Below are 26,272 nucleotides of genomic sequence, written 5' to 3'. Positions count from 1 at the left end.
TGCTACGCGTTGTAGAAGAACGGGGCCGCGCAACCTGTGCGCAAGGTGAATTCCGCCTGCAAAACGGGTAATAATGGGGGCGTGTCAACCGTAGCTGCATCTCCCTCAGCGCCAGTTCGTCCCGCTGTGAACAGGCCAGACTCGACAACTGTCGGGATGATCGTCTGGCTCTCCAGCGAGCTGATGTTCTTCGCCGCGCTCTTCGCCATGTACTTCACGCTGCGCTCCGTCGTGCCCGACATGTGGGCGGTGGAGACGGCCAAGCTCGATGTCCCGTACGCGACCGTGAACACCCTCATCCTGGTGTCGTCGTCCTTCACCTGCCAGATCGGTGTCTGGAAGGCGGAGCACGACTTCAAGGCGCATCGCACGGGCAGCATCTTCAACATCAAGTCCTGGGGCATGGTCGAGTGGTTCTTCCTCACCTTCGTCCTGGGTTCCGTGTTCGTCGCAGGTCAGGTCATGGAGTACGCGACGCTGGTGTCCCACGGCATCGCGATCAACTCCAACGGCTACGGCTCGGTCTTCTACCTGACGACCGGTTTCCACGGACTGCACGTGCTGGGAGGTCTGATCGCGTTCCTCTTCGTGATCGGCCGCGCGTACGGGGCGAAGCGATTCGGTCACCGCGAGGCGACCTTCGCCACCTGCGTCTCGTACTACTGGCACTTCGTCGACATCGTGTGGGTCGCGCTGTTCCTCATCATCTACGCAGTTCAGTGACCAGCGCTCACGACCGCGACCCCTGCAGACCAGAAAAGGACACCCCGTGAAGCTACTCGCCGCACGCCGCCGGCACCCGATGGCCCTCGTCGTACTCCTGCTCGTGGGCCTGCTGCTCACCGGCGGCGCCTACTCGCTCTTCACCGGCAGCACCACCGCGTCGGCCGATGAGTACAGCGCCGCGGACGTCGAAGCGGGTCAGAAGCTCTTCGTGACGAACTGCGCCACGTGCCACGGCCTGAACGCAGAGGGCTCGGAGAACGGCCCCAGCCTCATCGGCGTCGGCGCAGCCGCCGTCGATTTCCAGGTCAGCACCGGCCGCATGCCGCTGCAGATGCATGGACCTCAGGCGCAGGTCAAGCAGGCGCAGTTCTCCGAGGAGGAGATCGCGCAGATGGCCGGCTACGTCGCCTCGCTGGGCCCCGGCCCGGCCGTCCCGGACGAGGAGTGGCTCGACACCGCCGAGGGCGACGCGGCAGCCGGTGGCGGACTGTTCCGCACCAACTGCGCGATGTGCCACAACGTCGTCGGATCCGGCGGCGCCCTGACCCGCGGCAAGTACGCGCCCAACCTGACGGAGGTCTCGGAGAAGCACCTCTACGAGGCGATGCAGACCGGTCCGCAGAACATGCCGATCTTCAACGACGCGAATCTGTCGCCGGAGGAGAAGCGGGACATCATCACCTACGTCCGCGAGGTCTCGGAGACGCCGTCCGCTGGCGGCTTCAAGCTCGGATCGCTCGGACCCGTCGCAGAGGGCCTCTTCATCTGGTTCTTCGGCCTCGCCGGGGTCGTCGGCATCACGATGTGGCTCACGGCGCGTTCCAAGTGACCATCCAGTCTTCATCCACAACGAGTACTAGACGAGGAAGCGAATGACCTCGATTCAGCACAGCGGCGGCCCGGGCGGCCAGGTCGAGGAGATGAACGGGTTCCAGAACCCGGGTCTCCCCGAGCACAAGCCGCGCATCACCGACAGCAGCCCTGCCGCAGAGCGCCTCGCTGAGCGCCAGATCGCAGCCTGGTTCATCGTCTCGATGATCGGCACCATCTGGTTCATCGTGGCCTACTTCCTGTTCCCCGTCGGGGACTCCGGAGCGCTGGTCCGCATCCACACCGCAGGCGTGGGCCTGGGCGCGACCGTCGCCCTCGCCGGCCTGGGCATCGGCATCGTCCTCTGGGCCAAGAACCTCATCCCGGACGCCGAGGTCGTCGAGGACCGCCACGACATCGCCGGGTCCGAGGAGGACCAGGCGATCGCTCTGGAGATCCTCAACCAGGCGAAGGACGAGTCGGGCATAGCCCGCCGCTCGCTCATCCGGAACACGCTCATCGCGGCCGTCGCGATCGCACCGCTGCCGGCCATCCTGGTCTTCCGCGACCTGGGTCCGCTGCCGGGCGACAAGCTGTTCACCACCCTGTGGGGTGAGGGCGTGAAGCTCTGCAAGGACATCGGCATGATCCCGGAGGAGAATCAGATCGAGCCGATCAGAGCCTCCGACGTGACGATCGGCTCCGTCTTCCACGTGATCCCGGAGAACATCCGCGATTCGGGTCACCCGCTGGACGAGAAGGCGAAGGCCGCGGTGCTGCTCATGCGCATCGACCCCAGCGAGCTCAATACGGACCCGGACCGCGAGGACTGGGGCGTCGACGGCATCGTCGCGTACTCGAAGGTCTGCACCCACGTGGGCTGCCCGGTGGCGCTCTACGAGCACCAGACGCACCACCTCCTGTGCCCGTGCCATCAGTCCACCTTCGACGTGACCAACCACTGCAAGGTGATCTTCGGGCCCGCCAAGCGGCCGCTCCCCCAGCTGCCCATCACGGTCGATTCCGAGGGCTACCTCGTGGCGCAGTCGGACTTCCGTGAGCCTGTCGGACCCACCTTCTGGGAGATCAACACTCGGGAGACGAACGCATGAGCACGGCACAGACGACATCCAAGACGGTCGCCGCGGTGGGTTCCGTCGCGCAGTGGACCGAGGACCGCACAGGTGCTTCGAAGGCGGTGCGCGAGTTCGGTCGGAAGATCTTCCCGTCGCACTGGTCCTTCATGCTGGGCGAGGTCGCGCTCTACAGCTTCATCATCCTGGTCCTGTCCGGCACGTTCCTCACGTTCTGGTTCAAGCCGGCGATGGCGGAGGTCGTGTACCAGGGCCCCTGGACCGCGCTGCACGGCGTGACGATCTCAGAGGCCTATGCCTCCACGCTGGAGATCTCGTTCGAGATCCGCGGCGGCCTCTTCATCCGTCAGATGCACCACTGGGCGGCCCTGCTGTTCATGGCCGCACTGACCATCCACGCGCTGCGCATCTTCTTCACCGGTGCGTTCCGCAAGCCGCGTGAGCTCAACTGGGTCATCGGCATCGTCCTGTCGATGGTGGGTCTGGGTGCCGGCTTCACCGGCTACTCGCTGCCCGACGACCTGCTGTCCGGCAACGGTCTGCGGATCATCGACGGCCTGCTCAAGTCGATCCCGCTCGTGGGCACGTACATCTCGTTCTTCCTCTTCGGAGGCGAGTTCCCCGGCATCCACATCGTGTCGCGCCTGTACTCGCTGCACATCATGATCCTGCCGGCCGTGCTCATCGCGCTCATCGGTGTCCACCTCATGTTCGTGGTCATCCACAAGCACACGCAGTGGCCCGGGGCCGGGCACTCGGAGAAGAACGTCGTGGGCGAGCCCGTCCTGCCCACGTTCGCCGCGAAGGGCGGAGGATTCTTCTTCCTCATCTTCGCGCTGGTGGCCTTCATCTCCGCGATCTTCACGATCAACCCGATCTGGAACTACGGCCCGTACGACCCCTCCCCCGTGTCCGCAGGTACACAGCCGGACTGGTATGTGGGCTGGGCGGACGGCATCCTCCGCATCATGCCGGGATGGATGGAGTTCTACATCTTCGGCTACCCGATCAGCCTCAACATCAACATCGCGATCATCATCATGCTGCTGTTCTGGGGCATCGCGATGGTGTGGCCGTGGATCGAGGCGTGGATGCTGGGGGACAACCGTGAGCACCACATCCTCGACCGTCCCCGCAACAACCCCACCCGCACGGGTCTGGGCGTGGCCGCAGCCGTCTGGTACGCGGTCATGTGGGCGGGCGCCTCGGGTGACCTCGTGGCGGTCTTCTTCCACATGTCGCTCAACGACATGATCTACATCTTCCGCGTCCTGTTCATCGTGGGTCCGTTCATCGCGTTCTTCCTGACGCGCCGGATCTGCCTGAGCCTCCAGCGGAAGGACCGGGAGCTGGTCCTCCACGGACACGAGACGGGTCAGATCATCCGTCTGCCGCACGGTGAGTTCCAGGAGCGCCACCAGCCGCTGACGCCGCACGAGGTGTGGGCCCTGACCGCGTTCGAGACCCCGCAGGTCCTGCCGGCGCAGCCGGGCAAGGACGGCAAGGTCTCCGGTCTGGAGAGGGTCCGCGCGCGGATGGCGAAGTACTTCTACGAGGATCGCATCCACCCCGTCACGAAGGCGGAGCTGGACGCGGCACACGAGGCCCACCACCACGACGAGGTCGCAGCCGGCGACCACGACGACCACAAGGGTCTGGAGAAGTGATCACCACCCGGTGACGTGATCGTCCGCGAGGGGCGGAGCAGCGAGAGCTGCTCCGCCCCTCGCTCCATTCACGACGAGCACCGTCCCCGTGACGGTAGAGTGGCGCCATGTCCCTCAGGTCACGCGACTCGACCCGGGAGGCTGTGATCGTGAGGCGCTCATCGAGTTCCTGACGACCAACGCGTTTCCGCACCACACCCAGTCCCAGCCCACGGTGGAGGATGTCGAGCGACACATAGCCGCGGGTGCGTACCGCGATGACGACAACGACACCTACTGGATCGAGCATCCGGCACACGGCTCCATCGGAGTCCTCCAGTACGAAGACCTGGAGGACGGAGCTCCCCTGTTCGATCTGCTGTCGACGACGTCTGAATAATGACCCCTAGCCGACGGGTGAATCTTGACCCCCGTCACATGCTAGGAGGCATGATTGCCATGGAAGACTGGGCAGAGATCCGCCGCTTGCACAACGCTGAGAACGTGCCGATCAAAGAGATCTCACGCCGTCTCGGCATCGCGCGGAACACCGTGCGCAAGGCACTGGCCGCTTCACAACCACCCCGGTACAGGCGCGCGAAGACCGGCTCCGTCGTCGACGCGTACGAACCAGAGATCCGGAAACTGCTGCGCGATTCCCCGCGGATGCCGGCGACGGTCATCGCAGAGAGGATCGGGTTCGAGAACTCGTTGACCGTGCTGAAGGATCGGCTGCGAGAGATCCGTCCGGAGTATGTCGGTGTCGATCCTGCTGACCGGCTGGTCCACGAGCCCGGGCAGGCCGCGCAGATGGACCTGTGGTTCCCCGAGCCTCGTATCCCGACAGGCATCGGCGCCGCCCTGGTGTTCCCGGTGCTAGTGATAACGCTGACGTTCTCACGGTTCCTTTCAGCGGTGATGCTGCCATCGCGACAGTCCGGGGATCTGCTATCGGGCATGTGGCAGCTACTGGCCGGTGTCGGTGGTGTGCCGAAGACGCTGGTCTGGGACCGGGAAGCCGCGATCGCGCCGAAGGGCAAACCCTTGGATCCGGTCGCTGGGTTCGCTGGCTCCCTGGCGACGGCAATGGTGATCGCCCCACCACGGGATCCGGAGTTCAAAGGCATGACCGAGCGGAACAACGGCTACCTGGAGACCTCGTTCCTGCCGGGCCGTAATTTCTCATCACCGGCAGATTTCAACACGCAGTTGGGGCAGTGGATCACCGGTACCGCGAATCAGCGGACTGTGCGGTCCCTGGGCCGGCGCCCGTGCGAGGCGTTCGATGACGACCTCACGGCGATGACGCCTTTGCCGCCGCATGCCCCGGTGACCGGGATCCGGGCCCGGGTGCGCCTGCCGCGGGACTACTACGTGCGCATCTGTGGCAACGACTATTCCGTCGATCCTCGTGTCATCGGCAGGCTCGTCGATGTGGAGGCGTCCCCGACCATGGTGCGCGTGCTGTGCGAGGGAACGGTCGTCGCGTCGCATTCGCGCTGCTGGGACAGGCATCAGACGATCACGGATCCCGTGCATGTCGAGATCGCCAGGTCGTTGCGGGCGCAGTACTCCCGGCGAGCATTGCGCCCGGTGGGGCTGCCGCGCGGGGTCGAGGTCGCGACGCGGTCACTGAGTGACTACGACAGCGTCTTCGGAGTGGACTTCACCGCCGGGGACCGTGAGGAGACTGTCGCATGAGCACGAATGCCACGCGGATCGAGTCGACGATCGGGCATCTGGTCAAGGCGTTGAAGACTCCCACGATCGGGAGGGTGTACGCAGATCTGGCCACGACCGCCAGGACGGAGGGATGGTCGCACGAGGAGTACCTCGCGGCGGTGCTGGATCGGCAGGTCACTGACAGAGAAGCCAACGGGACAGCCCTGCGGGTGGCAGGAGCCCATTTCCCCGGGGTGAAGACATTGGAAGACTTCAACACTGACTACCAGCCCGGGATCCGTCGTGATGTGCTTGCGCACCTGGCTGGGTGCAGCTTCATCGCGAAAGCGGAGAACGTGATCCTGCTGGGCCCACCAGGGGTCGGGAAGACGCACGTCGCGATCGGGCTGGGTATGAAGGCGTGTCATGCCGGCTACCCCGTCGCGTTCGATACCGCGTCGGGGTGGGCGAGTCGGCTGGCCGCGGCGCATGACAGCCGGACAGGGATCGAGAAGGAGCTGAAGCGGTTGCGGAGGTATCGGCTGCTGATCATCGACGAGCTTGGGTATCTGCCGTTCGATACGCAGACCGCGAATCTGTTCTTCCAGCTGGTCGCGGCCCGCTACGAGCAGGGGTCGATCCTGATCACGTCGAACCTGTCGTTCGGGCGGTGGGGCGAGGTGTTCGGAGATGACACCGTCGCGTCAGCGATGATCGATCGTCTGGTCCATCATGCCGAGGTGTTGCCGATGGATGGCGAGTCCTACCGGACGCGGACCCGCCGCGAGATGTTGTCCGAATCTGAAACTGACGACCCTGAGGGGTCAATTTTCAACCGTCGGTAGGGGGTCAGTTTTCAGCCGCCGTTGACAGCGCTGGTCGTCGACGTCGGTGAGACCCTCGTCGATGAGTGCCGCTCCTGGGCGGCGGTGGCAGTCGCAGGACCGCGGCCTCCACATCGGCATCGTGGAGAACCAGCCGGAGGAAGCGGTGGACGAGCCGGCAACGCTCGCATTCGAGTGCGACATCATCGCGTCGTCCAGCGGATCGAAGGTCGAGAAGCCCTCGCCGTTCTTCGTCGAGCGGGTCATCGAACCGGCCGCGGACCTGCGCCTCCGATCGCTCGCACAGCTCCGGAGTCTCCTGGACAACCCGCCGCGCATCCGCCCTCCGCACCCCCCCGGGCACGCACGACGACGGGCGGGGCGGAGGATCGCTCCTCCGCCCCGCCCGTCGGCTGCGCTGCGCGTCCGCTCTATCGGACCGGTGTCAGCGTCTCAGTGCGCGTGGACGCCCCGGTCGTGCTCGTACACGAGACCGATGAGGCCCACGAGGACGATGACGCCGCCGAACGGGAAGATCCACCAGCCCACAGCGACCGCCAGGAAGCAGATCGCGCCGCCCGCGGCCAGGACGATCGGCCACCAGCTCCACGGCGTGTAGAAGCCGTACTCGTAGTACTCGTCCTCGATCTCGCCGTCCACGTCGTCCATGGGCAACTGGGGGTGCTTCTTCTCCCAGGTCCACAGGTAGAGGCCGATCATGAGGGTCATGCCGCCCACCAGGAGGATGGCGGGAAAGCCCACCCACTCCTGGAAGTCCGTCACGAAGCCGTAGATGATCGCGACCGGGACGAAGAAGAAGAACCCGAGGGTGAAGATCCAACCGGACGTCCTCACTTGGCGACCTCCTTGGCCTGGTGCGAGCCGTGGCCGGCCGCGGCCAGCTCCAGCAGCTCGGGGTGGTTCGCCTCGAACGCGGGGCGCTCGGAGCGGATGCGCGGGAGGCTCGTGAAGTTGTGGCGCGGCGGCGGGCAGGACGTGGCCCACTCGAGCGATGCGCCGTAGCCCCACGGGTCGTTGACCGTCACCTTGGGCGCCTTGCGGGCCGTGACCCACACGTTCCAGAAGAACGGCACCAGCGACAGGCCCAGGATCAGCGAGCCCACGGTGGACACCTGGTTGAGGAACGTCCAGCCGTCCTGCGGCAGGTAGTCCGCGTAGCGGCGCGGCATGCCCTCGGCACCCAGCCAGTGCTGCACGAGGAACGTGCCGTGGAAGCCGATGAACAGCAGCCAGAAGTGGATCTTGCCCAGCGTCTCGTCCAGCATCTTGCCGGTCCACTTGGGCCACCAGAAGTAGAAGCCGGCGAACATGGCGAACACGACCGTGCCGAAGACCACGTAGTGGAAGTGGGCGACGACGAAGTAGGAGTCAGAGACCTGCTGGTCCAGTGCCGGCGAGGCCAGGAGGACGCCCGTCAGACCGCCGAACACGAACGTGACGAGGAAGCCCAGCGACCAGAGCATCGGTGTCTCGAAGGTCAACGACCCTCTCCACATCGTGCCGATCCAGTTGTAGATCTTCACACCTGTGGGCACCGCGATGAGCATGGTCATGAACGCGAAGAACGGGAGCATGACCGCACCGGTCACGTACATGTGGTGCGCCCACACGGTGACGGACAGGGCGGCGATCGCGATCGTCGCGTACACGAGGCCGACGTAGCCGAAGATCGGCTTGCGGCTGAAGACCGGGAAGATCTCCGACACGATGCCGAAGAACGGCAGCGCGATCACATACACCTCTGGGTGTCCGAAGAACCAGAACAGGTGCTGGAACAGGATCGGTCCGCCGTTCTCCGGACTGAAGGTGTGCGCTCCCAGGATCCGGTCCGCGGCGACGCCCAGCAGGGCGGCCGCCAGCGGCGGGAACGCCATCATGACGAGCACAGCGGTGATGAGCACGTTCCACGTGAAGATCGGCATGCGGAACATCGTCATGCCCGGCGCACGCAGCGTCAGGATCGTCGCGATGAAGTTGACCGAGCCGAGGATCGTGCCGAAGCCCTGGAAGGCCAGGCCCATGACCCAGAGGTTACCGCCCACGCCGGGGGTGAACGTCGAGTTCGACAGCGGCGCGTACGCCGTCCAGCCGAACGAGGCCGCGCCCTGCGGGGTGAGGAAGCCCGCCAGCGCGATGAGCGATCCGAAGCTGAACAGCCAGAACGCGAAGGAGTTCAATCGCGGGAAGGCGACGTCCGGGGCGCCGATCTGCAGCGGCATGAGCACGTTCGCGAAGCCCGCGAACAGTGGCGTGGCGAACATCAGCAGCATCACCGTGCCGTGCATGGTGAACAGCTGGTTGTACTGCTCCTTCGTCTCGAGGACCTGCATCCCCGGCTCCCACAGCTCGAGGCGGATGATAAGAGCCATCACGCCGCCGAGGCAGAAGAAGATGAACGAGGTGATCAGGTACATGTACCCGATCGTCTTGTGGTCGGTGGAGGTGATCCAGTTGACGAAGATCCGACCCTTACTGGTCGCCACTGGTTCGGCGGGAGCCCCGGCGATGCCGGTGGGACGCGATGCAGTCGCAGTCATCAGTGCTCAGCCCCTTCCTGCTCATAAGGGTTCTGGTACCAGTCGGTGCGGTTGTACTCCTCGCCGAGCTGTCCCTCGTTGCCCTGCTCGCGCAGGGATTCGATGTACGCATCGTACTCCTCGGGGGAGACGACGCTGACGTTGAAGATCATCTCCGAGTGGAACTCACCGCAGAGTTCGGCGCACTTGCCGAGGTAGTCACCCTCCTTGAGGGCCTGCAGGTGGATGCTGGACGAGCGCCCCGGGATCATGTCGCGCTTCTCGAGGAAGGCGGGGATCCAGAACGAATGGATCACGTCGCGCGACTCGAGCTTGAGCTCGAGGTCCGTGTTGGACGGGAGGTACAGCGTGGGCGCCTCGATGCCCGGCTGCTCCGTGCCGTCGAGGTTCGCCTGGACGCCCGCGTAGTAGACGTCCTCGGTCACGTAGTTGAAGTCCCACGCCCACTGCTTGCCGTAGATCTCGATGACCTGCTCGGCCGGCGTGTCGTCATCGATCGTGACGTTGGTCGTCTTCACGTTCTCGAAGAAGAACGCCATGACCAGGATGATCGGGACGACCGTGTAGAGGATCTCCACGGGCATGTTGTAGCGCATCTGGACCGGCAGTCCGCGATCGGACTTCCGGCGGCGGTAGGCGACGAGGCACCAGAGGATCAGTCCCCAGGTGAGCGCGCCCACGGCCAGGGCGGCGATCCAGCCGCCGTTCCACAGTGCGATGTAGTGATCGGTGTGGGACGTCGCGCCCTTCGAGTCCTCGTGGAGGAAGCCGACCTCCCACTGTTCCCTCGTGCATCCGGCGAGCAGTGTCGTTGCCGCCGCTGCGCCGATCACACCGAGCCGCTTGGCCCAGGACGTGCGCGTCCCCGGTGCGGGCTGATTCGGAGAATCCACGTGCAGCCTTTCGAACCTCTGACGGCACTCCGCGTCCGTGCTCCCGTCGTCGGATCGGTGCTCAGCGGTGCCGAGCAGACGAGCGACGGGCAGGACTCCGGGGCAGGAGAGCCGTACTCTGACTTTGTCCCCCACAGCCTACCGCTACACGCCGTAGAAATTCACGTTGGCAGTGCCTCACCTGTAAAAAAGCTCAGAGCCGTCACGCGCTTCCGCCTGCCTGAGCCGGACGAGGTAGTCGAGGCCGGACAGTTCCGACACGCCGAGCGATTCCAGATGTGGCGTCGACCACTGCACGTCGACGGTCCAGTCCTCGCCGCAGCGCTCCGTCAGCATCTCCGCCAGGCGCACGACCGCGACCTTCGACGCGTCCGTGCCGCGGTGGAACATCGACTCGCCGATGAAGAGATGTCCCAGGTCGATGCCGAACAGGCCCCCGGCCAGTCCCCCGTCCGCATCCCACACCTCGATCGACCGGGCCCAGCCGGCCGCGTGGAGACGCAGGTACACCTGTCTCATCCGCGAGGAGATCCACGCCCCCTCGCGATCCGGGTCCGCGCACCCGTCGACGACCCCCGCGAAGTCGCGGTCGATGCTGTGCGCGTACCGCCGCAGGGAACGGCGCAGACTCCGGCTGATCCGCAGACGCCCGGGCAGCAGCACGCCCCGGAGCGCGGGCGCCCACCATCCGATCGGCGCCCCTCCCCCGTCCCCCAGACCCATCGGGAAGAAGCCGGCCCGATAGGCGGAGAGGATCGTCTCGAGGCCGCCCTCGCCCACGTCCAGATCCGCGGACACCGCGCGGAGGTCCTCGTCCATCACGTCGACGACCCGCCGCGGCGCGCGGCCTCGATGGACCCGGGCCGTGAATGCGCGGCGGGGCCCGGCGGCTGCACCGCCGGGCCCCGTCCTGCTCCGCTCCTCATCAGTGGAACGAATCACCGCATGCGCACGATCCCGCCGCATTGGGGTTGTCGATCGTGAAGCCCTGCTTCTCGATCGTGTCGGAGAAGTCGATCGTCGAACCGCCTAGGTAGGGCACGCTCATCTTGTCGACGATCACCTCGACGCCGTCGAAGTCGCGCACGGCGTCGCCGTCGAGCGTCCGCTCGTCGAAGTAGAGCTGGTAGATGAGTCCGGAGCAGCCGCCGGGCTGCACGGCCACGCGGAGGCGGAGATCATCGCGGCCCTCCTGCTGGAGGAGACTGCGCACCTTGCCCGCAGCGGCGTCGGAGAGCTCGACTCCATGGGTGGGAACGGTGGTCTCGTCGGTGACGGTCATCGGATCTCCTTCGCACGATTCGGTGGGACGTCGCAGATCGCATTGTCGATCGCCGGGTCCATCAAGGCTACACCCGCAACGACTCGCCGCGGCGCCCTATTCCCGCGCCCCGCGGCCCAGCTCCTCGAGCAGCAGCGCCTCCGACACGATCGCGGACCGGAAGTCCGGCACGTGGAGCGACTCGTTCGCGCTGTGGGCCCGTGCGTCCGGATCCTCGACGCCCGTCACGAGGATCGAGGCGGACGGGAACTCCTCCAGCAGATCCGCGATGAACGGGATCGAACCGCCCAGTCCCACCTGGACGGCGCCCTGTCCGAAGCCGGCCGTGAGCGCCTCCATCGCCGTGTCGACGACGGGATCGGACACGTCCGCCCGCCACGGGCTGCCGCCCTCCTCCGCCCCGAAGTCGACGCGCGCCCCGAACGGTGCGTGCGCCCGCAGGTGCGCCCGGACCGCCTCGAGCGCCTCCGCGGGCGTCTGCCCCGGTGCGACCCGGATGCTCAGCTTCGCGCGCACGGACTGCTGCAGGGTGTTCGACGACACATCGACCCGCGGGAGGTCCAGCCCGATGACCGTGATCGACGGCTGCGACCAGATGCGCGAGGACAGTGAGCCGCGCCCGATGAGGGAGACCCCGTCCAGCACCCCGGAGTCCGCCCGCAGCACGGCCTCGTCGTACTCGACGTCCGCCGCCTCCTCCCCGCGCAGACCGTCGACCGCGACGGATCCGTCGTCCGCGTGCAGGGACGCGAGCAGCCGGGTCATCGCGAGCGCCGCGTCCGGCACCGCTCCCCCGTACATCCCCGAATGCACCGCGTGGTCGAGGGTCGCCACCGTGAACTCGAGCGAGGCCATCCCGCGCAGACTGGTCGTGAGCGCCGGCGTGCCCACCTTCCAGTTGCCGGAGTCCGCGACGACGATGACGTCCCCGGCGAGCTTCTCGCGGTGCTCCCGGAGGAAGTTCCCGAACGACGGCGACCCCGCCTCCTCCTCGCCCTCGACGAACAGGACGACACCCACGCCGAGGTCGTCGCCCAGCAGGCGCATCGCCGTCAGGTGGACGAGGATGCCGGCCTTGTCATCGGCCGCTCCGCGACCGAAGATCCGGTCGCCGCGGACCGTCGCCTCGAACGGCGGGGTGTCCCACAGCGCGGTGTCGCCCACGGGTTGCACGTCGTGGTGCGCGTAGAGCACCACGGTGGGGGCGCCGGCCGGGGCCGGGCGGCGGGCCACGACGGCGGGGGCGCCCGGCTCGCCGCCGGGAGTGGGCGCCCGGAGGATCTCGACCTCGTCGAAGCCGGCCGTGCGGGCCAGGCCTGCCACGGCCTCGGCGGAGGCGTCGACGTGGGCCGGATCGAACGACGGCCAGGCGATCGACGGGATCCTCACCAGCGCCGTCAGGTCTGTGATGACCTCCTCCATGAGCGGCTCGAGCGCTGCGTGGAACCGGGCTGCGCGGTCGGGGAGCGGAAGCGTGTGCGGTGCGACATTCATGATCCGATACTATTCAATGCGTGTTCGGACGGAAGAGTGACTCGGCAGGCGCTGACAGGGATCAGCAGACGGACGCGACCCCGGAAGCGGAGAACGGCAGCACCGACGGTGTCGTCGGCGGGTCCCATCCGGCCGAGCAGAAGAAGAACCGGCCCACGCCCAAGCGCAGCCAGCAGCAGGCCCGCAACCAGCGCCCGCTGGTGGGGGCGGACCGCAAGGCAGCCGACAAGCGCGCTCGCGACGACATGCGTCGCCGCCGCGACGAGGCGCGCGTGGGCGTCATGCACGGCGACGAGCGCTTCCTGGGACCCCGCGACGCGGGACCGCAGCGCCGCTACGTCCGCGATTACGTGGACGCCCGCTTCTCGATCGGCGAGCTCTTCATCCCGATCGCCCTCGTCGTCCTCCTCGCCGGCATGTTCAACCAGGCCTGGGCGGTCGCGGCGAACTTCATCGTCTACGGCCTCATCGTGCTCATCATCCTCGACAGCATCCTCCTGTGCGTCCTGCTGCGCGGACGCCTCAAGCTGAAGTTCGGCGAGGGGTCGATCCAGAAGGGCACGAACTTCTACGCGATCATGCGATCGGTGCAGATCCGCCGCCTGCGCGTGCCCAAGCCGGTCGTCCGGCGCCGCGAGTACCCGGCCTGATCCGCCCCGCCGCGTCAGCGGCGGCTCCCCCGCACCAGTGCGCCCGGCCAGAACGGCCCGCCGTAGATGAGGCCCGAATACGCCTGCACGAGGTCGGCGCCCGCGCCCAGTCGCGCGGACACGTCGCGGGAATCGCCCACGCCGCCGGCGGACACGAGCGCCATCGCACGTCCCGGGTGCTGTGCGTCCAGGTGCCTGCGGACCAGCCGCAGCACCTCCATCGACCGCTCCGCCAGCGGTCTGCCGGAGATCCCGCCCGCCTCCGCCTGCGCGAACGCCCGATCCGCACCCGTGAGGACGCTCCGGTCGACGAGCGTGTTCGTGAGCACCAGTCCGTCGACGTCCTCCGCGACCGCCAGGTCGACGGCCTCGCGCACATCCGCATCCGCCAGGTCCGGCGCCAGCTTCACCAGCAGGGGCACGTGCCCCAGCGTCGACCGCGGGGTCTCGACGACCTCGGCGGCGGTGTCGCGCACCGCGGCGATAATCGGCCGCAGGGAGTCGACGGCCTGCAGATCGCGCAGGCCCGGCGTGTTGGGGGACGACACGTTGATGACGAGGTAGTCCGCCAACGGGGCGAGCGTCCGTGTCGACAGGGCGTAGTCCGCGGCCGCGTCCGCCGCCTCGACGACCTTCGTCTTGCCGATGTTGATGCCGATGACGGGGCGCAGGGCCTCCGGCAGGAGGTCGACGGCGCGGCGCTGGTCGTCGACGGCGAACGACGCCGCCCTCGAGCCCGCGTTGTTGAAGCCCATCCGGTTGAGGATCGCCTCGTGCTCCAGGAGGCGGAACAGGCGGGGGCACTCGTTGCCGGGCTGCGCGTGCCCCGTCACAGTGCCCACCTCGATGTGGCCGAAGCCCAGGCGCGACAGGGCGCGGATGCCGTGCCCCTCCTTGTCGAAGCCCGCGGCCAGGCCCACGCGGTTGCGGAACGGCAGCCCCAGCACCTGCGCGGGGGCGTGGGTCCCGGCGGAGAGCACCGCACCGACCGCGTCCCGCACCCCCGGCACCGCGTCGAGCGCCCGCAGGGCCGCGAAGCTGAGACGGTGGGCGCGCTCCGCATCCATGCGGACCAGGAGCGAGCGGTACAGGAGTGCGTATGCGAGATCGTCCACGCGGTCACTCTAGCGGCCCGCGGGCGGCCCGTACTCCAGCCCGCACGCGGGCGGCACTAGGCTGGCAAGGACTACGCAGACCGACGGAAGGACCCTCGATGGCCACCCCCAGCACAGCACTGCCGACGATCTCACGCGCGTCCGGCGATCCCGCGACCGCGACCGCGGACGTCCTCGTCGTCGCATTCCACTCCGGTGAGGACGGCGCCGTCCCCGCCGCGCAGGGGCTGGCGAAGAAGCCCGCCTCCGCGCTGGCCGCCGCTGCCGCCGCGGTGGGCCACACCGGCAAGGCCGGCGCCGTCGCCCGGATCCCCGCCCCCACCGCTGTGCGCGCGGGCTCCGTCGTCCTCGCAGGACTGGGAGCGCCGTCGACGGACGAGGACCCCGCGGCGGCGCTCGAGTCCCTGCGCCGGGCGGCCGGCACCGCGCTGCGCGGGCTGAGCGACGTCGAGTCCGTCGCCCTCGCCTTCCCCGTCACGGACGCGGCGACCGCCGAGGCCGTGGCCACCGGTGCGCTGCTGGGCTCCTACCGCTACACCGCCTACCTCTCCGACGGCGGCTCCTCGACCCCGGTCCGGTCGCTGGCCGTCATCGCCCCCAGTGCCGCGCAGTCGGGCCTCGACCGCGCCGCGACCGTGGCCCGCGCCGCCGCGGACGCCCGTGACCTCGTGAACCAGCCGCCGCTGGACCTCTACCCGGAGTCCTTCGCGCAGGCCGTCGTCGACCAGGCCGCCGGCTCGGAGCTCAAGAAGGCGAAGGTGCGCGTCGAGGTCCTCGACGAGGACACGCTGCGCTCGCGCGGCTTCGGCGGACTCATCGGTGTGGGCGGCGGCTCCCCCCGCGGCCCGCGCCTCGTCAAGGTGTCGTACGCTCCCAAGAAGGCGTCGACCCACCTGGCGCTCGTGGGCAAGGGCATCACGTTCGACTCTGGCGGCATCTCGCTCAAGCCCGCCGCGAAGATGGAGGAGATGAAGTCCGACATGGCCGGTGCCGCGGCCGCCGCGCAGGCGCTCTTCGCGATCGCGCGCCTGGGCCTGCCCGTGCGCGTGACGGCGTGGCTGGCGCTCGCGGAGAACATGCCGTCCGGCTCCGCGCAGCGTCCGGCCGACGTCCTGCGCATCTACGGCGGGAAGACCGTCGAGGTGACGAACACGGACGCTGAGGGCCGCCTGGTCCTGGCCGACGCGCTCGTCGCGGCGCAGGAGGAGTCTCCGGATCTCGTCGTCGACATCGCGACGCTCACGGGTGCGCAGATCGTCGCGCTGGGCGCGCGCACCTCCGGCGTCATGGGCACGGACGCGGCCCGCAACCGCCTCGTCCTGGCGGCGGAGGCCTCCGGCGAGCCGTTCTGGCCCATGCCGATCCCGGAGGAGATGCTCAAGTCCTTCGACTCCACGACCGCGGACCTCACGAACTCCGGCGGACGTGCCGGCGGCATGCTCGCCGCGGCCGCGTTCCTCCGCGAGTTCGTGGCCGACGGGGTCGAGTGGGCCCACCTCGACATCGCCGGCCCCTCGTACAACGCGGAGGCCCCGCACGGGTACACCGTCAAGGGCGGCACCGGGGTTCCCGTCCGGACGCTCGTCGAGCTCGCGGACCAGCTGGCCGGGGCCTGATCCCGGTCGCGGTGAGGGGGGCCACGTGACCCCCCTCACCGCGAATCCGCCCGGAATAGGGGCGCCAGAACCCCCGTTGAATGGAATGATTGAATGCGACGCCGCTGTGCGGCACACGCAGAAGCCGGAACTAAGAGGAGTGCTCCGTGACCGAATCGTCAGAGAACTACGATCTTGTGATCCTCGGAGGCGGCACGGCCGGTTATGCCGCCGCCTTCCGCGGTGCGACGCTGGGCATGCGCGTCGCCCTCATCGAGCGGGACAAGGTGGGCGGCACCTGCCTGCACCGCGGCTGCATCCCCACGAAGGCGCTCCTCCACGCGGCCGAGGTCGCGGACACCACGAAGGCCGCCGGTGACTTCGGCATCCGCGCCGAGTTCCAGGGGATCGACATCGAGGCCGTCCTCGCCTACAAGGACGACATCATCGCGAAGAACCACAAGGGGCTCCAGGGCCTCGTGAAGGTGCGCGGCATCGACTACATCTCCGGTGAGGGCCGCCTGGTCTCGCAGGACACGATCGAGGTGTCCAACGACGAGGGCGGCGTCTCGGTCACGGGCAAGCACATCATCCTCGCGACGGGCTCGGAGCCCAAGACGATCGGCATCGACATCACCGGCCGCGTCCTCACCTCCACGGAGGCACTGCAGCTGGCGGACGTGCCGGAGTCCGCGATCGTCCTGGGCGGCGGCGTCATCGGCGTCGAGTTCGCCAGCGTGTGGGCCTCCTTCGGCGCGAAGGTCACGATCGTCGAGGGCCTGCCCCGCCTGGTCGCGAACGAGGACGAGGCGATCTCGAAGAACCTCGAGCGCGCGTTCAAGAAGCGCAAGATCGGCGTCAAGACCGGCAAGATGTTCAAGTCCGTCACGCAGGACGACGACCAGGTGCACGTCGAGCTGGAGGACGGCACCGTCCTCGACGCGGACTACCTGCTGGTCGCGGTGGGCCGCGGCCCCGTCACCCAGGGCTTCGGCTACGAGGAGCAGGGACTCACCCTGGACCGCGGCTTCGTCATCGTCGACGAGCGCCAGCACACGGGCGTGGGGAACATCTACGCGATCGGCGACATCACCCCGGGCCTGCAGCTGGCACACCGCTCGTTCGCCCACGGCATCTTCGTGGCGGAGGAGATCGCGGGTCTCAACCCCGCTCCCCTCGTGGAGTCCGGTGTCCCCCGCGTCACCTACTGCGAGCCGGAGATCTTCTCCGTGGGCGTCACGGAGAAGCAGGCGGCGGAGGCGCATGGCGCGGACGCGATCGAGTCGCTCGACTACAACCTGGCCGGCAACGGCAAGACGGGGATCCTCCACTCGGCGGGCATCATCAAGGTGATCCGCGAGAAGGACGGCCCCGTGCTGGGCATCCACGGGATCGGCGCGCGCCTGAGCGAGCAGGCCGGCGAGGCGCAGCTCATCATCAACTGGGAGGCCTTCCCGGAGGAGGTCGCGCAGCTCGTCCACGCGCACCCCACCCAGAACGAGGCGATCGGCGAGGCCTTCCTGGCGCTCACCGGCAAGCCGCTCCACGCGCACAACTGAGTCCCGAAGGAGACGAAGAACATGTCCAACACAGTGAACATGCCCGCTCTGGGCGAATCGGTCACCGAGGGCACCGTCACCCGGTGGCTCAAGGAGGTCGGCGAGACGGTCGAGGTCGACGAGCCGCTGCTCGAGGTCTCGACCGACAAGGTCGACACGGAGATCCCGTCCCCGTACGCGGGTGTCGTGGAGAAGATCCTCGCGGAGGAGGACGACGACGTCGAGGTGGGCGGCCCGTTGGCCGTCATCGGCTCCGGCGACGGTGACAGCGACGACGACGCCGAGGCCCCCGAGGCCGAGGACGAGGCACCCGCCGAGGAGCCCGAGCCCGAGGCCGAGGACGAGGCCGAGCCCGAGGCCGAGGACGAGGAGGAGCCCCAGGACGCCGCACCGGCCGCGGCATCCGCGTCGTCCGCGTCCCAGGACGCGACCGAGGTCACGATGCCCGCGCTGGGCGAATCGGTCACCGAGGGCACCGTCACCCGGTGGCTCAAGGAGGTCGGCGAGACGGTTGAGGTCGACGAGCCGCTGCTCGAGGTCTCGACCGACAAGGTCGACACCGAGGTCCCCTCCCCCGTCGCCGGCACCGTCCTCGAGCTGTTCGCGGAGGAGGACGACGACGTCGAGGTGGGCGGCAAGCTGGCCCTCATCGGCTCGTCCGACGCAGCCGACCAGTCCCAGTCCGCCCCGGCGGACGACGCACCCGCGGCCCAGGATGACGCTGAGCCCGAGCAGGACGCTGAGCCCGAGCAGGACGCTGAGCCCGAGCAGGCCGAAGAGCCCGAGGCCGCGGCTGAGCCGGAGCCCGAGGTCCAGGAGGAGGCGCCTGCCGCGGCACCGCAGCAGGAGTCCGCCCCGGCCGCGGCGGCTCAGAAGTCCGAGCCCGCGTCCGGCCAGAACATCGCCGCGAGCGTCGCGGGGGACAACGCCGCCTACGTGACGCCGCTGGTGCGCAAGCTCGCCAAGCAGAAGAGCGTCGACCTGTCGACGCTGTCCGGCACCGGCGTGGGCGGACGCATCCGCAAGCAGGATGTGCTCAACGCCGCGACGTCCCCGGCCCCGGTCAGCGGCAGCGGTGCGACAGGCGGTGCTGCGAAGCCCCGCGTCGTCGAGCTGTCGGAGGAGGCGAAGAAGCTGCGCGGCTCCACGCAGAAGGCCTCGCGGATCCGTCAGACGATCGCGAAGCGCATGCGCGAGTCGCTGCAGAACACCTCGCAGCTGACGCAGGTCACGGAGGTCGACGTCTCGCCGGTCGCCAGCCTGCGGAAGGCGACGAAGGACGCCTTCCAGCAGAAGCACGGCGTGAAGCTCACATTCCTGCCGTTCTTCATCAAGGCGGTCATCGAGGCGCTGCAGATCCACCCGGAGATGAATGCGCAGCTGTCCGAGGACGGCAAGCAGATCGAGTACTTCGATCACGAGCACATCGGCATCGCGGTCGACACGCCGCGCGGTCTGCTCGTCCCGGTCATCAAGGACGCCGGCTCGCTGTCGATCGCAGGCCTCTCGAAGGCGATCGACGATCTGGCGCAGCGCACGCGGAACAACCAGATCAAGCCGGACGAGCTGTCGGGCGGGACGTTCTCCGTCACGAACATCGGCAGCTTCGGCGCGATCATGGACACGCCGATCATCAACTACCCGCAGTCCGGGATCCTGGGCGTGGGGACGATCGTCCGTCGTCCGATGGTGGTGCCGACCGCGGACGGCGGCGAGTCCGTCGCGATCCGCGACATGGTCCACCTGCCGCTCACGTACAACCACGAGCTAGTGGACGGTGCGGATGCGGGTCGATTCCTCAAGACGATCCGGGAGCGTCTGCAGGAGGGCGACTTCGAGGGCGACCTGGAGCTCTGAGCCGGTCCGGCGATGCGAGTCGCCGGACGAAGCGCCCGCGCACGGGGCGGTGGATCCACGGATCCGCCGCCCCGTGCGCATTCACCCGGTCGCGCGCTCGACGCTGTGGACGAGCCAGCGGCCGTCGGACCTCTCCAGCACGAAGACGACGGGGGTTCCCGGTCCTCCGTCCGTCGCCATCCTCGCTTCGACCACCGCTCGGGCTCCTTCCGCGGCGCCGGTGCCCTCCTCAGCGCCCTCCTCCCGGACCATCCGGTGCGCGTCCCGCACCTCGAGCGTTCGGGCGCTTCCGCAGTCCCCGCCACAGGCGTCGAGCGGGAGTGCGGCATCCGCGGCGGCCGCCGGTGAGCCGGGCACGGTGAGGCCGCGCAGTGCTGCGCGATCGGCCTCCGCGATGGCGTCGGCGCGCTCCCGGCTCAGCTCCACGACCGCCGCGACCGGGTCCTCGTGCCCCACCCCCGACTGCTCGGTCCCCGGTGCTTCCGGATGCTGTGCCTCCGCGTGCTGCTCCTCCGCGTGCGGAGCCTGCCGGCCCTCCGCACGTGTGTCCCGCGCGTCCGCACCTCCCACGCCCTGGACCAGGAGGACGATTCCCGCGCACACGCCCAGCCCGGACAGTGCGAGCGCGCTCGTCCGACCCCACCGTGCAGGGCGGATCGGACGTTCCCGGTGCCCCCGCTGCTTCTGCCGCTCACGCTGCCTCCGCATCCGCGCGCGAGTCCTGCGGACCGGCGTTCGCGCCGCGGTCCGCTCCGCACGGCCCGGTCGCGCGGGCCCTTCCGCCTCCGGGCCGCCCCCGCCGCGCAGCTCCCGGACGAGGTCCGCGCCCAGAGTCGCAGTGGGTGCGGAGTCCTCGTCCACGCCGGGTTCCGCCGGCCGGAACCCGCGGTCCCGCTCCGGCCCCAGGGCTGCGATGCGCGCCCGCAGCGCCTCGAGATCAGGCGCTCCCTCCGCGTCCTCGAGCAGCTCCGTGACGAGTGCGGCCACGGTGACCGGGACCTCGGGCGCGGTGAGGGCCACGGGCAGACCCGTCTCCTCCCACATCCTCCCGGTGAGTGCCAGGTGCAGGATCTCGCCCAGTTCCGCACAGTCCGTCCGGGACGCCGCGTCCCGGACGCGACCGGGCAGCAGGGCAACGGCGCCGCCGGCGTCGAACGCGAACGCGCGCACGGTCACCCGCGAGGCCCGGTCTCCCGCCGGTGGCGCGGACTGCAGCAGCTCCACCACCTCGTCCAGCAGCCCCAGCGCCAGAGCGGGTGCCAGACCGCCGCGCTCCCGCAGCGCGCGGTCGACGAGTCCTCCCTCGAAGCGCGGGACCAGCAGGCCGCTGCACCCGTCGATGACCTCGACCGTCGTGGACGGGAAGAGCGCGGCTTCCTCCCCTGCGGTCGCACCGGCAGCGTCCGGGACGATGAACCACCCGACCGACTCCCCCGCCCGCACCCGGACGATCCCATCGTCGATCCGGGCTTCATCGCTCCAGCGCGCCTCCGTGTCATCCGCGTGCGCGTCCATACCCGCCTCCTGCCGTGTCGCTACGCTCTCACCGGCAGTGTGGCAGGACGACTGCGCATGATGCCAGATGATACCGGTGCTTGTGGATAACTGACGTTTGATGTGCCCATCGGAAGGATATAACAGGTGTGGCGAGGCTCACCCCGGGTCGCGCCGGCCGGGCACGACCCGAACGCTAGGCTGATCGAATGGTCTTCACCGTCGAATGCCTCGGCTTCGCCCCTGATCACGTCGACTACCAGGAGGCGTGGGATCTCCAGAGCCGCCTCCACGACGAGATCGTCCGGGACGCGCGCCCCAGTACTCTGCTCCTCCTCGAGCACGCTTCCGTCTTCACCGCCGGCAAGCGCACGGAGGATCACGAGCGGCCCGCGGACGGCACCCCCGTCATCGATGTGGACCGCGGCGGGAAGATCACGTGGCACGGTCCCGGCCAGCTGGTCGCCTACCTGCTCTACCATCTGCACGATCCCAAGGACGTGCGTCTGTTCGTCACCCAGATCGAGTCCGCACTCATCGCGCTCCTGCAGGAGTACGGGATCACCGCGCACACGATCGACGACCGCGCCGGCGTCTGGCTGCACGCGGATCAGCACGGACCCACGCGCAAGATCGCCGCGATCGGGATCCGCATCCACGACGGCGTCACGATGCACGGGCTGGCCCTCAACTGCTCGAACGCGTCCGACGGCTTCGACGCGATCGTCCCGTGCGGCATCGCGGACGCCGGCGTCACCTCGCTCACGCAGGAGCTGGGACGCACGGTGACGCCGGCGGATGTCGCCGACCGGCTCACCGCACTCCTGCAGGACCACATCACCGCCTGACCGCACGACCACCCCACCACGACACGAAGGGACGCACTGTGGCACTCGCACCAGAAGGTCGGAAGCTCCTCCGCATCGAAGCCCGCAACGCGCAGACCCCCATCGAGCAGAAGCCCGATTGGATCAAGGCGAAGGCCAAGATCGGTCCGGAGTTCACCCAGCTCAAGTCCCTGGTCCGCAGCGCCGGCCTCAACACGGTGTGCGAGGAGGCGGGCTGCCCCAACATCTTCGAGTGCTGGGAGGACCGCGAGGCGACGTTCCTCATCGGCGGTGAGCAGTGCACCCGTCGCTGCGACTTCTGCCAGATCGACACCGGCAAGCCCGCGGACTTCGATGCGGACGAGCCCCGGCGCGTCGCGGACTCCGTGCGCCAGATGGGCCTGCGGTACTCGACGGTGACGGGAGTCGCGCGCGATGACCTGGCCGACGGCGGCGCCTGGCTCTACGCGGAGACGGTGCGGAAGATCCACGAGATCGAGCACCCGGACGGGATGGGGACTGGCGTTGAGCTGCTCATCCCCGACTTCGACTCGAAGGACGATCAGCTGGCCGAGGTCTTCTCCAGCCGGCCGGAGGTGCTGGCGCACAACGTCGAGACGGTTCCGCGCATCTGCAAGCGGATCCGCCCCGGCTTCCGCTACGAACGTTCCCTGTCCGTCCTCACCAAGGCGCGCGCGGCGGGTCTCGTGACGAAGTCGAACCTCATCCTGGGCATGGGCGAGACGGACGAGGAGATCGTCGACGCGATGCGCGACCTCAAGGAGGCGGGCACCGACCTCCTCACGATCACCCAGTACATGCGCCCCTCGGAGCGCCACCACCCGATCGAGCGGTGGGTGCGCCCACAGACCTTCGTGGAGCTGCGCGACGAGGGGGAGCGCATGGGCTTCCTGGGCGTCATGTCGGGGCCGCTGGTCCGATCGTCGTACCGGGCCGGCAAGCTGTGGGCGGGTGCGATGCGCACACGCGGCCTCGAGATCCCCGCGCAGCTCGCCCACCTCGACCGCGACGAGGTCCCCGCGCGGCAGGAGGCCCAGGCGGTCGTCGACGCGTTCGGCGAGGGCGAAGAGGTACACTACTGAGTTGACCCCTCACCCCCGTCCGCACTGAAGCGAGAGCATGTCCACGAACAGCGAATCCCCCCGCAAGGGCCTCTTCGGCCGCTCGAAGGAGAAGAAGCCGAAGAAGTCGAACGGCCGGATCCAGCAGATGCGCCAGGTCTACACCATGGCGCGCAAGCACAACCCCGCCGTCCCGTGGCTCCTGGCCGCCGCGCTCGTGGGCCTGACACTCATCGGCGTCATGCTGGGACTGCTCATCAGCGGCGGAGTGCTGGGCACGATCCTCTGGGGCCTCATGGGCCTCATGGGCGGCGTGCTGCTGGCGATGTTCCTCCTGGGCCGCTTCGCGGAGACCGCCGCGTTCGACCAGATGCGCGGTCAGCCGGGCGCGATCGGCGCCGTGCTGGGCACCGCCCGCCGCGGCTGGCTCATGGAGGACACCCCCATCGCCGTCGACCCGCGCACGCGGGAGATGGTGTTCCGCACGACCGGCCGCGCCGGTGTCGTGCTCGTGGGCGAAGGTCGCAGCAGGCACAAGGTCACGAAGCTCCTGGCGAAGGAGGCGCGGCGCCACGAGAAGATCGTCAGGGGCGTCCCGGTCCACACGTTCCAGGGCGGTGAGGGTGCCGACCAGGTGCCGATGGAGAACATCACGAAGACCCTCTACAAGTTCCCCAAGAAGCTCAACAAGGCGGAGATCCTGGCGGTGCGCAACCGCCTCACCGGCATCGGGTCGATGACCTCGCGGCCGCCCATCCCCAAGGGCGTCGACCCCACCCGGATGCGCCCGGACCGCCGCGCGCTGCGCGGCCGCTGAGCCGTCCCCACCGCTGCACGAGGAGTCCCGGAGCGGACGTCCGCGAAACGATCGCGGGCGTCCGCTCCGTGCGTCCTATCGCGTCTGCACGACGACCGCGCCGCTCGCCTTGTCGTGCAGACCCCGCCCGTCCGGATCCATGATGACGACCGGGATGACGAGGCAGACGAGCACCGTGCGCAGCAGCGCGCGCAGCGCTCCCACAGGTCCGGTGGAGGCCAGGGTCCTGCGTGAGGCGACGTCGACGACGCCGATGCCCATGATCCAGTGGCCGGGAGTGCGCCCCAGCAGCCACACGCACAGCAGGTAGAGCACGAAGAAGCTCGACTGGATCGCGATGTTCATGAGGAACACGTCCGCATCGACGATGAGGTTGGCGACCGTGAGCGCGATGGCCCAGTCGATCGCGATGCCGCCTGCGCGGCGCAGGAGCGAGGCGATGGAGCCCCTCCCCGACTGCGGCAGGCCCAGGCGCTGCCCTTGCCAGACCCCGTCCGGCAGCGACGGTCCCGTCAGCCACTCCGAATCGCGCGGACCGGACCCGTTTCCCTCGGCCCCGCCCGACGTGCTCTCATCCCTCACGACCATGATCACCAGGCTAATCGATCCGGCCTGCCGGCACGGATCCGACCATGCCACTGTCAGGGGCGCTACGTCACCCTGAGTGGCGCCCGGATTCTCCATGACGTTAAGATGGGTCCAACTCGAGCGTCCTCCATCACACTGTCGGCATCCGTGCCGGCCGGGCGGATGGGGACCGGAGTGTCACAGCACATCATCGAACTCAGGAGAGTGCGAGTGTTCACCTCAGCACAGGAACTCATCGAATACGTGCGGAAGGAGGATGTCGCATTCATCGACATCCGCTTCTGCGATCTGCCGGGCGTCGTCCAGCACTTCAACCTTCCCGCAGAATCGTACGGCGAGGAGGAGATCAGTGAAGGGCTGCTGTTCGACGGCTCCTCGATCCGCGGGTTCCAGGGGATCCACGAGTCCGATATGAAGCTGCTGGCGGACGTCGAGTCCGCATACCTTGATCCCTTCCGCGAGGCGAAGACCCTCGTCATCACGCACTCGATCGTCGATCCGTTCACCGACGAGCCCTACTCCCGCGACCCCCGCCAGGTTGCGGAGAAGGCGGAGGCCTACCTCCGCAGTACGGGCATCGCGGACACGGTGAACGTGGGCGCGGAGGCGGAGTTCTACCTCTTCGACGACATCCGCTACCAGACGACCCCGGGCCACAGCTTCTACCAGATCGACTCGATCGAGGCGGCGTGGAACACGGGCGCGGAGGAGCCGGGCGGCAACCTGGGCTACAAGACGCCCATCAAGGGCGGCTACTTCCCCGTCTCGCCCCAGGACCACTTCACGGACATCCGTGATGAGATCTCGCTGACGCTCAAGGAGATCGGCTTCACGGTCGAGCGCGCCCACCACGAGGTCGGCACGGCGGGGCAGCAGGAGATCAACTACAAGTTCGACACGCTGAAGCACGCCGCGGACCAGCTGCTGGACTTCAAGTACGTCGTCAAGAACGTCGCGCTGGAGAACGGCAAGACCGCGACGTTCATGCCGAAACCCATGTACGGCGACAACGGGTCCGGAATGCACTGCCACCAGTCCCTGTGGAAGGACGGCAAGCCGCTCTTCTACGACGAGAACGGCTATGCGGGCCTGTCCGACCTGGCGCGCTGGTACATCGGCGGACTCATCGAGCACGCGGGCGCGGTGCTCGCGTTCACGAACCCCACGATCAACTCGTACCGCCGCCTGGTGAAGGGCTACGAGGCACCGGTCAACCTCGTGTACTCCGCGCGCAACCGCTCCGCCGCGATCCGGATCCCGGTCACGGGCTCCTCGCCCAAGGCCAAGCGGCTCGAGTTCCGCGTGCCGGACCCCTCGTCCAATCCCTACCTCGCGTTCTCCGCGCAGCTCATGGCGGGCCTGGACGGGATCAAGAACCGCATCGAGCCGCCGGAGCCGGTCGACAAGGACCTCTACGAGCTGCCCCCGGAGGAGCTCGAGGGAATCGCACTCGTCCCGCAGTCCCTCGAGGAGGCGCTGGACGCGCTGGAGCAGGACAACGAGTTCCTCACGGCCGGCGACGTCTTCACCGAGGACCTCATCGAGACGTGGATCCGCTACAAGCGGGAGGAGGAGATCGAGGTCGCCCGCCTGCGTCCCACTCCCACGGAGTTCGAGTTGTACTTCTCGATCTGATCCGGCCGCGCTGATCCGTCCACGGTTCACGCGATTTGCAGGGGCCCCGCGCATGGCGCGGGGC

General features: G+C 68.4%; 25 protein-coding genes. 15 read left to right on the top strand and 10 right to left on the bottom strand.

Translation table 11 applies throughout. The features are described 5' to 3' along the window. Nucleotides 1-81 precede the first annotated feature (81 nt). The 7 genes from ctaE to istB all read left to right on the top strand — a co-directional run bounded on the left by ctaE (nucleotide 82) and on the right by istB (nucleotide 6,783). Nucleotides 82-723 (top strand): aa3-type cytochrome oxidase subunit III, encoded by a 642-nt coding sequence (ctaE, locus tag HGBR_RS00425; RefSeq protein WP_452095630.1) that lies wholly within the window; start codon nucleotides 82-84, stop codon nucleotides 721-723. Nucleotides 724-769: 46 nt separating this feature from the next. Next, entirely contained in the window at nucleotides 770-1,555 is a 786-nt protein-coding gene (gene qcrC / locus HGBR_RS00420; protein WP_019157359.1) for a cytochrome bc1 complex diheme cytochrome c subunit, read from the top strand. 43 nt (nucleotides 1,556-1,598) lie between these two features. After that, nucleotides 1,599-2,648 (top strand): cytochrome bc1 complex Rieske iron-sulfur subunit, encoded by a 1,050-nt coding sequence (gene qcrA / locus HGBR_RS00415; RefSeq protein WP_019157358.1) that lies wholly within the window; start codon nucleotides 1,599-1,601, stop codon nucleotides 2,646-2,648. After that, entirely contained in the window at nucleotides 2,645-4,297 is a 1,653-nt protein-coding gene (qcrB, locus tag HGBR_RS00410; protein ID WP_019157357.1) for a cytochrome bc1 complex cytochrome b subunit, read from the top strand. The genes qcrA and qcrB overlap by 4 nt, the downstream gene beginning before the upstream one ends. A gap of 214 nt (nucleotides 4,298-4,511) precedes the next feature. After that, nucleotides 4,512-4,676: a hypothetical protein gene (locus tag HGBR_RS19730; protein WP_154653264.1), complete on the top strand. Its 165-nt coding sequence runs from the start codon at nucleotides 4,512-4,514 to the stop codon at nucleotides 4,674-4,676. 50 nt (nucleotides 4,677-4,726) lie between these two features. After that, nucleotides 4,727-5,977: an IS21 family transposase gene (gene istA / locus HGBR_RS00400; RefSeq protein ID WP_147522099.1), complete on the top strand. Its 1,251-nt coding sequence runs from the start codon at nucleotides 4,727-4,729 to the stop codon at nucleotides 5,975-5,977. Then, entirely contained in the window at nucleotides 5,974-6,783 is an 810-nt protein-coding gene (gene istB / locus HGBR_RS00395) for an IS21-like element helper ATPase IstB (RefSeq protein WP_019157354.1), read from the top strand. The genes istA and istB overlap by 4 nt, the downstream gene beginning before the upstream one ends. On the opposite strand, the gene HGBR_RS19725 is transcribed toward istB, so the two are convergent. From HGBR_RS19725 to HGBR_RS00365, 7 genes are all read right to left on the bottom strand, one after another. Beyond that, on the bottom strand, nucleotides 6,763-7,029 hold the full coding sequence (locus HGBR_RS19725; RefSeq protein WP_147522097.1) for a hypothetical protein: 267 nt from the start codon (nucleotides 7,027-7,029) through the stop codon (nucleotides 6,763-6,765). The two genes, istB and HGBR_RS19725, sit on opposite strands and share 21 nt — an antisense overlap. Nucleotides 7,030-7,215: 186 nt before the next feature. Continuing rightward, nucleotides 7,216-7,617, bottom strand: a complete 402-nt coding sequence (locus tag HGBR_RS00390; RefSeq protein WP_019157353.1) for a cytochrome c oxidase subunit 4 — start codon at nucleotides 7,615-7,617, stop codon at nucleotides 7,216-7,218. After that, entirely contained in the window at nucleotides 7,614-9,320 is a 1,707-nt protein-coding gene (gene ctaD, locus HGBR_RS00385; protein ID WP_019157352.1) for an aa3-type cytochrome oxidase subunit I, read from the bottom strand. Before ctaD ends, HGBR_RS00390 begins: the two co-directional genes overlap by 4 nt. Beyond that, nucleotides 9,320-10,213 (bottom strand): aa3-type cytochrome oxidase subunit II, encoded by an 894-nt coding sequence (gene ctaC / locus HGBR_RS15750; RefSeq protein WP_019157351.1) that lies wholly within the window; start codon nucleotides 10,211-10,213, stop codon nucleotides 9,320-9,322. The genes ctaD and ctaC overlap by 1 nt, the downstream gene beginning before the upstream one ends. Nucleotides 10,214-10,390: 177 nt before the next feature. Next, nucleotides 10,391-11,032, bottom strand: a complete 642-nt coding sequence (gene aat / locus HGBR_RS00375; protein WP_019157350.1) for a leucyl/phenylalanyl-tRNA--protein transferase — start codon at nucleotides 11,030-11,032, stop codon at nucleotides 10,391-10,393. A 106-nt stretch (nucleotides 11,033-11,138) separates the two neighbouring features. Next, on the bottom strand, nucleotides 11,139-11,495 hold the full coding sequence (locus tag HGBR_RS00370; protein WP_019157349.1) for a HesB/IscA family protein: 357 nt from the start codon (nucleotides 11,493-11,495) through the stop codon (nucleotides 11,139-11,141). Nucleotides 11,496-11,591: 96 nt separating this feature from the next. Next, nucleotides 11,592-12,989 (bottom strand): dipeptidase, encoded by a 1,398-nt coding sequence (locus tag HGBR_RS00365; RefSeq protein WP_019157348.1) that lies wholly within the window; start codon nucleotides 12,987-12,989, stop codon nucleotides 11,592-11,594. 20 nt (nucleotides 12,990-13,009) lie between these two features. On the opposite strand from HGBR_RS00365, the gene HGBR_RS00360 reads away from it, so the two are divergent. After that, nucleotides 13,010-13,639, top strand: coding sequence for a DUF3043 domain-containing protein (locus tag HGBR_RS00360; protein ID WP_019157347.1), 630 nt, complete (start codon nucleotides 13,010-13,012; stop codon nucleotides 13,637-13,639). A gap of 14 nt (nucleotides 13,640-13,653) precedes the next feature. Here HGBR_RS00360 and HGBR_RS00355 read toward each other — a convergent pair whose 3' ends face one another. Continuing rightward, nucleotides 13,654-14,754, bottom strand: a complete 1,101-nt coding sequence (locus tag HGBR_RS00355; protein ID WP_019157346.1) for a quinone-dependent dihydroorotate dehydrogenase — start codon at nucleotides 14,752-14,754, stop codon at nucleotides 13,654-13,656. 98 nt (nucleotides 14,755-14,852) lie between these two features. Between HGBR_RS00355 and HGBR_RS00350 the strand changes: the two genes are divergently transcribed. The 3 genes from HGBR_RS00350 to sucB all read left to right on the top strand — a co-directional run bounded on the left by HGBR_RS00350 (nucleotide 14,853) and on the right by sucB (nucleotide 19,765). Next, nucleotides 14,853-16,370 carry a leucyl aminopeptidase gene (locus HGBR_RS00350; RefSeq protein WP_019157345.1) on the top strand — a complete coding sequence of 506 codons (1,518 nt, stop codon included), beginning with the start codon at nucleotides 14,853-14,855 and terminating at the stop codon, nucleotides 16,368-16,370. A 146-nt stretch (nucleotides 16,371-16,516) separates the two neighbouring features. Then, nucleotides 16,517-17,908 (top strand): dihydrolipoyl dehydrogenase, encoded by a 1,392-nt coding sequence (gene lpdA / locus HGBR_RS00345; protein ID WP_019157344.1) that lies wholly within the window; start codon nucleotides 16,517-16,519, stop codon nucleotides 17,906-17,908. Between the two features lie 21 nt (nucleotides 17,909-17,929). Beyond that, nucleotides 17,930-19,765 (top strand): 2-oxoglutarate dehydrogenase, E2 component, dihydrolipoamide succinyltransferase, encoded by a 1,836-nt coding sequence (sucB, locus tag HGBR_RS00340; RefSeq protein ID WP_019157343.1) that lies wholly within the window; start codon nucleotides 17,930-17,932, stop codon nucleotides 19,763-19,765. 81 nt (nucleotides 19,766-19,846) lie between these two features. Here the strand turns inward: sucB and HGBR_RS00335 are convergent, their stop codons facing one another. Next, entirely contained in the window at nucleotides 19,847-21,280 is a 1,434-nt protein-coding gene (locus HGBR_RS00335; protein ID WP_026077210.1) for a hypothetical protein, read from the bottom strand. A gap of 188 nt (nucleotides 21,281-21,468) precedes the next feature. On the opposite strand from HGBR_RS00335, the gene lipB reads away from it, so the two are divergent. From lipB to HGBR_RS00320, 3 genes are read left to right on the top strand one after another with little or no spacing between them, the layout of a single operon-like run. Next, nucleotides 21,469-22,107 (top strand): lipoyl(octanoyl) transferase LipB, encoded by a 639-nt coding sequence (gene lipB, locus HGBR_RS00330; protein WP_019157342.1) that lies wholly within the window; start codon nucleotides 21,469-21,471, stop codon nucleotides 22,105-22,107. A gap of 38 nt (nucleotides 22,108-22,145) precedes the next feature. Continuing rightward, on the top strand, nucleotides 22,146-23,189 hold the full coding sequence (gene lipA / locus HGBR_RS00325) for a lipoyl synthase (RefSeq protein ID WP_019157341.1): 1,044 nt from the start codon (nucleotides 22,146-22,148) through the stop codon (nucleotides 23,187-23,189). A 37-nt stretch (nucleotides 23,190-23,226) separates the two neighbouring features. Next, nucleotides 23,227-23,985, top strand: a complete 759-nt coding sequence (locus tag HGBR_RS00320) for a DUF4191 domain-containing protein (protein ID WP_019157340.1) — start codon at nucleotides 23,227-23,229, stop codon at nucleotides 23,983-23,985. Between the two features lie 75 nt (nucleotides 23,986-24,060). Here HGBR_RS00320 and HGBR_RS00315 read toward each other — a convergent pair whose 3' ends face one another. Further along, a complete protein-coding gene (locus tag HGBR_RS00315) occupies nucleotides 24,061-24,573 on the bottom strand; it encodes an RDD family protein (protein ID WP_161601827.1) in 513 nt (170 codons plus the stop codon). Nucleotides 24,574-24,783: 210 nt separating this feature from the next. On the opposite strand from HGBR_RS00315, the gene glnA reads away from it, so the two are divergent. Continuing rightward, the gene (gene glnA / locus HGBR_RS00310) at nucleotides 24,784-26,208 is read left to right on the top strand and encodes a type I glutamate--ammonia ligase (protein WP_019157338.1); all 1,425 of its coding nucleotides are present in this window, start codon (nucleotides 24,784-24,786) and stop codon (nucleotides 26,206-26,208) included. The last annotated feature ends 64 nt before the right edge of the window (nucleotides 26,209-26,272 follow it).

It is taken from the genome of Brevibacterium senegalense (assembly GCF_000285835.1).
In the GTDB taxonomy this organism is placed as follows: Bacteria; Actinomycetota; Actinomycetes; order Actinomycetales; family Brevibacteriaceae; genus Brevibacterium; species Brevibacterium senegalense.
The sequence above is the reverse complement of the archived record's forward strand: the minus strand, read 5'-3'. Positions and strand labels throughout refer to the sequence as shown.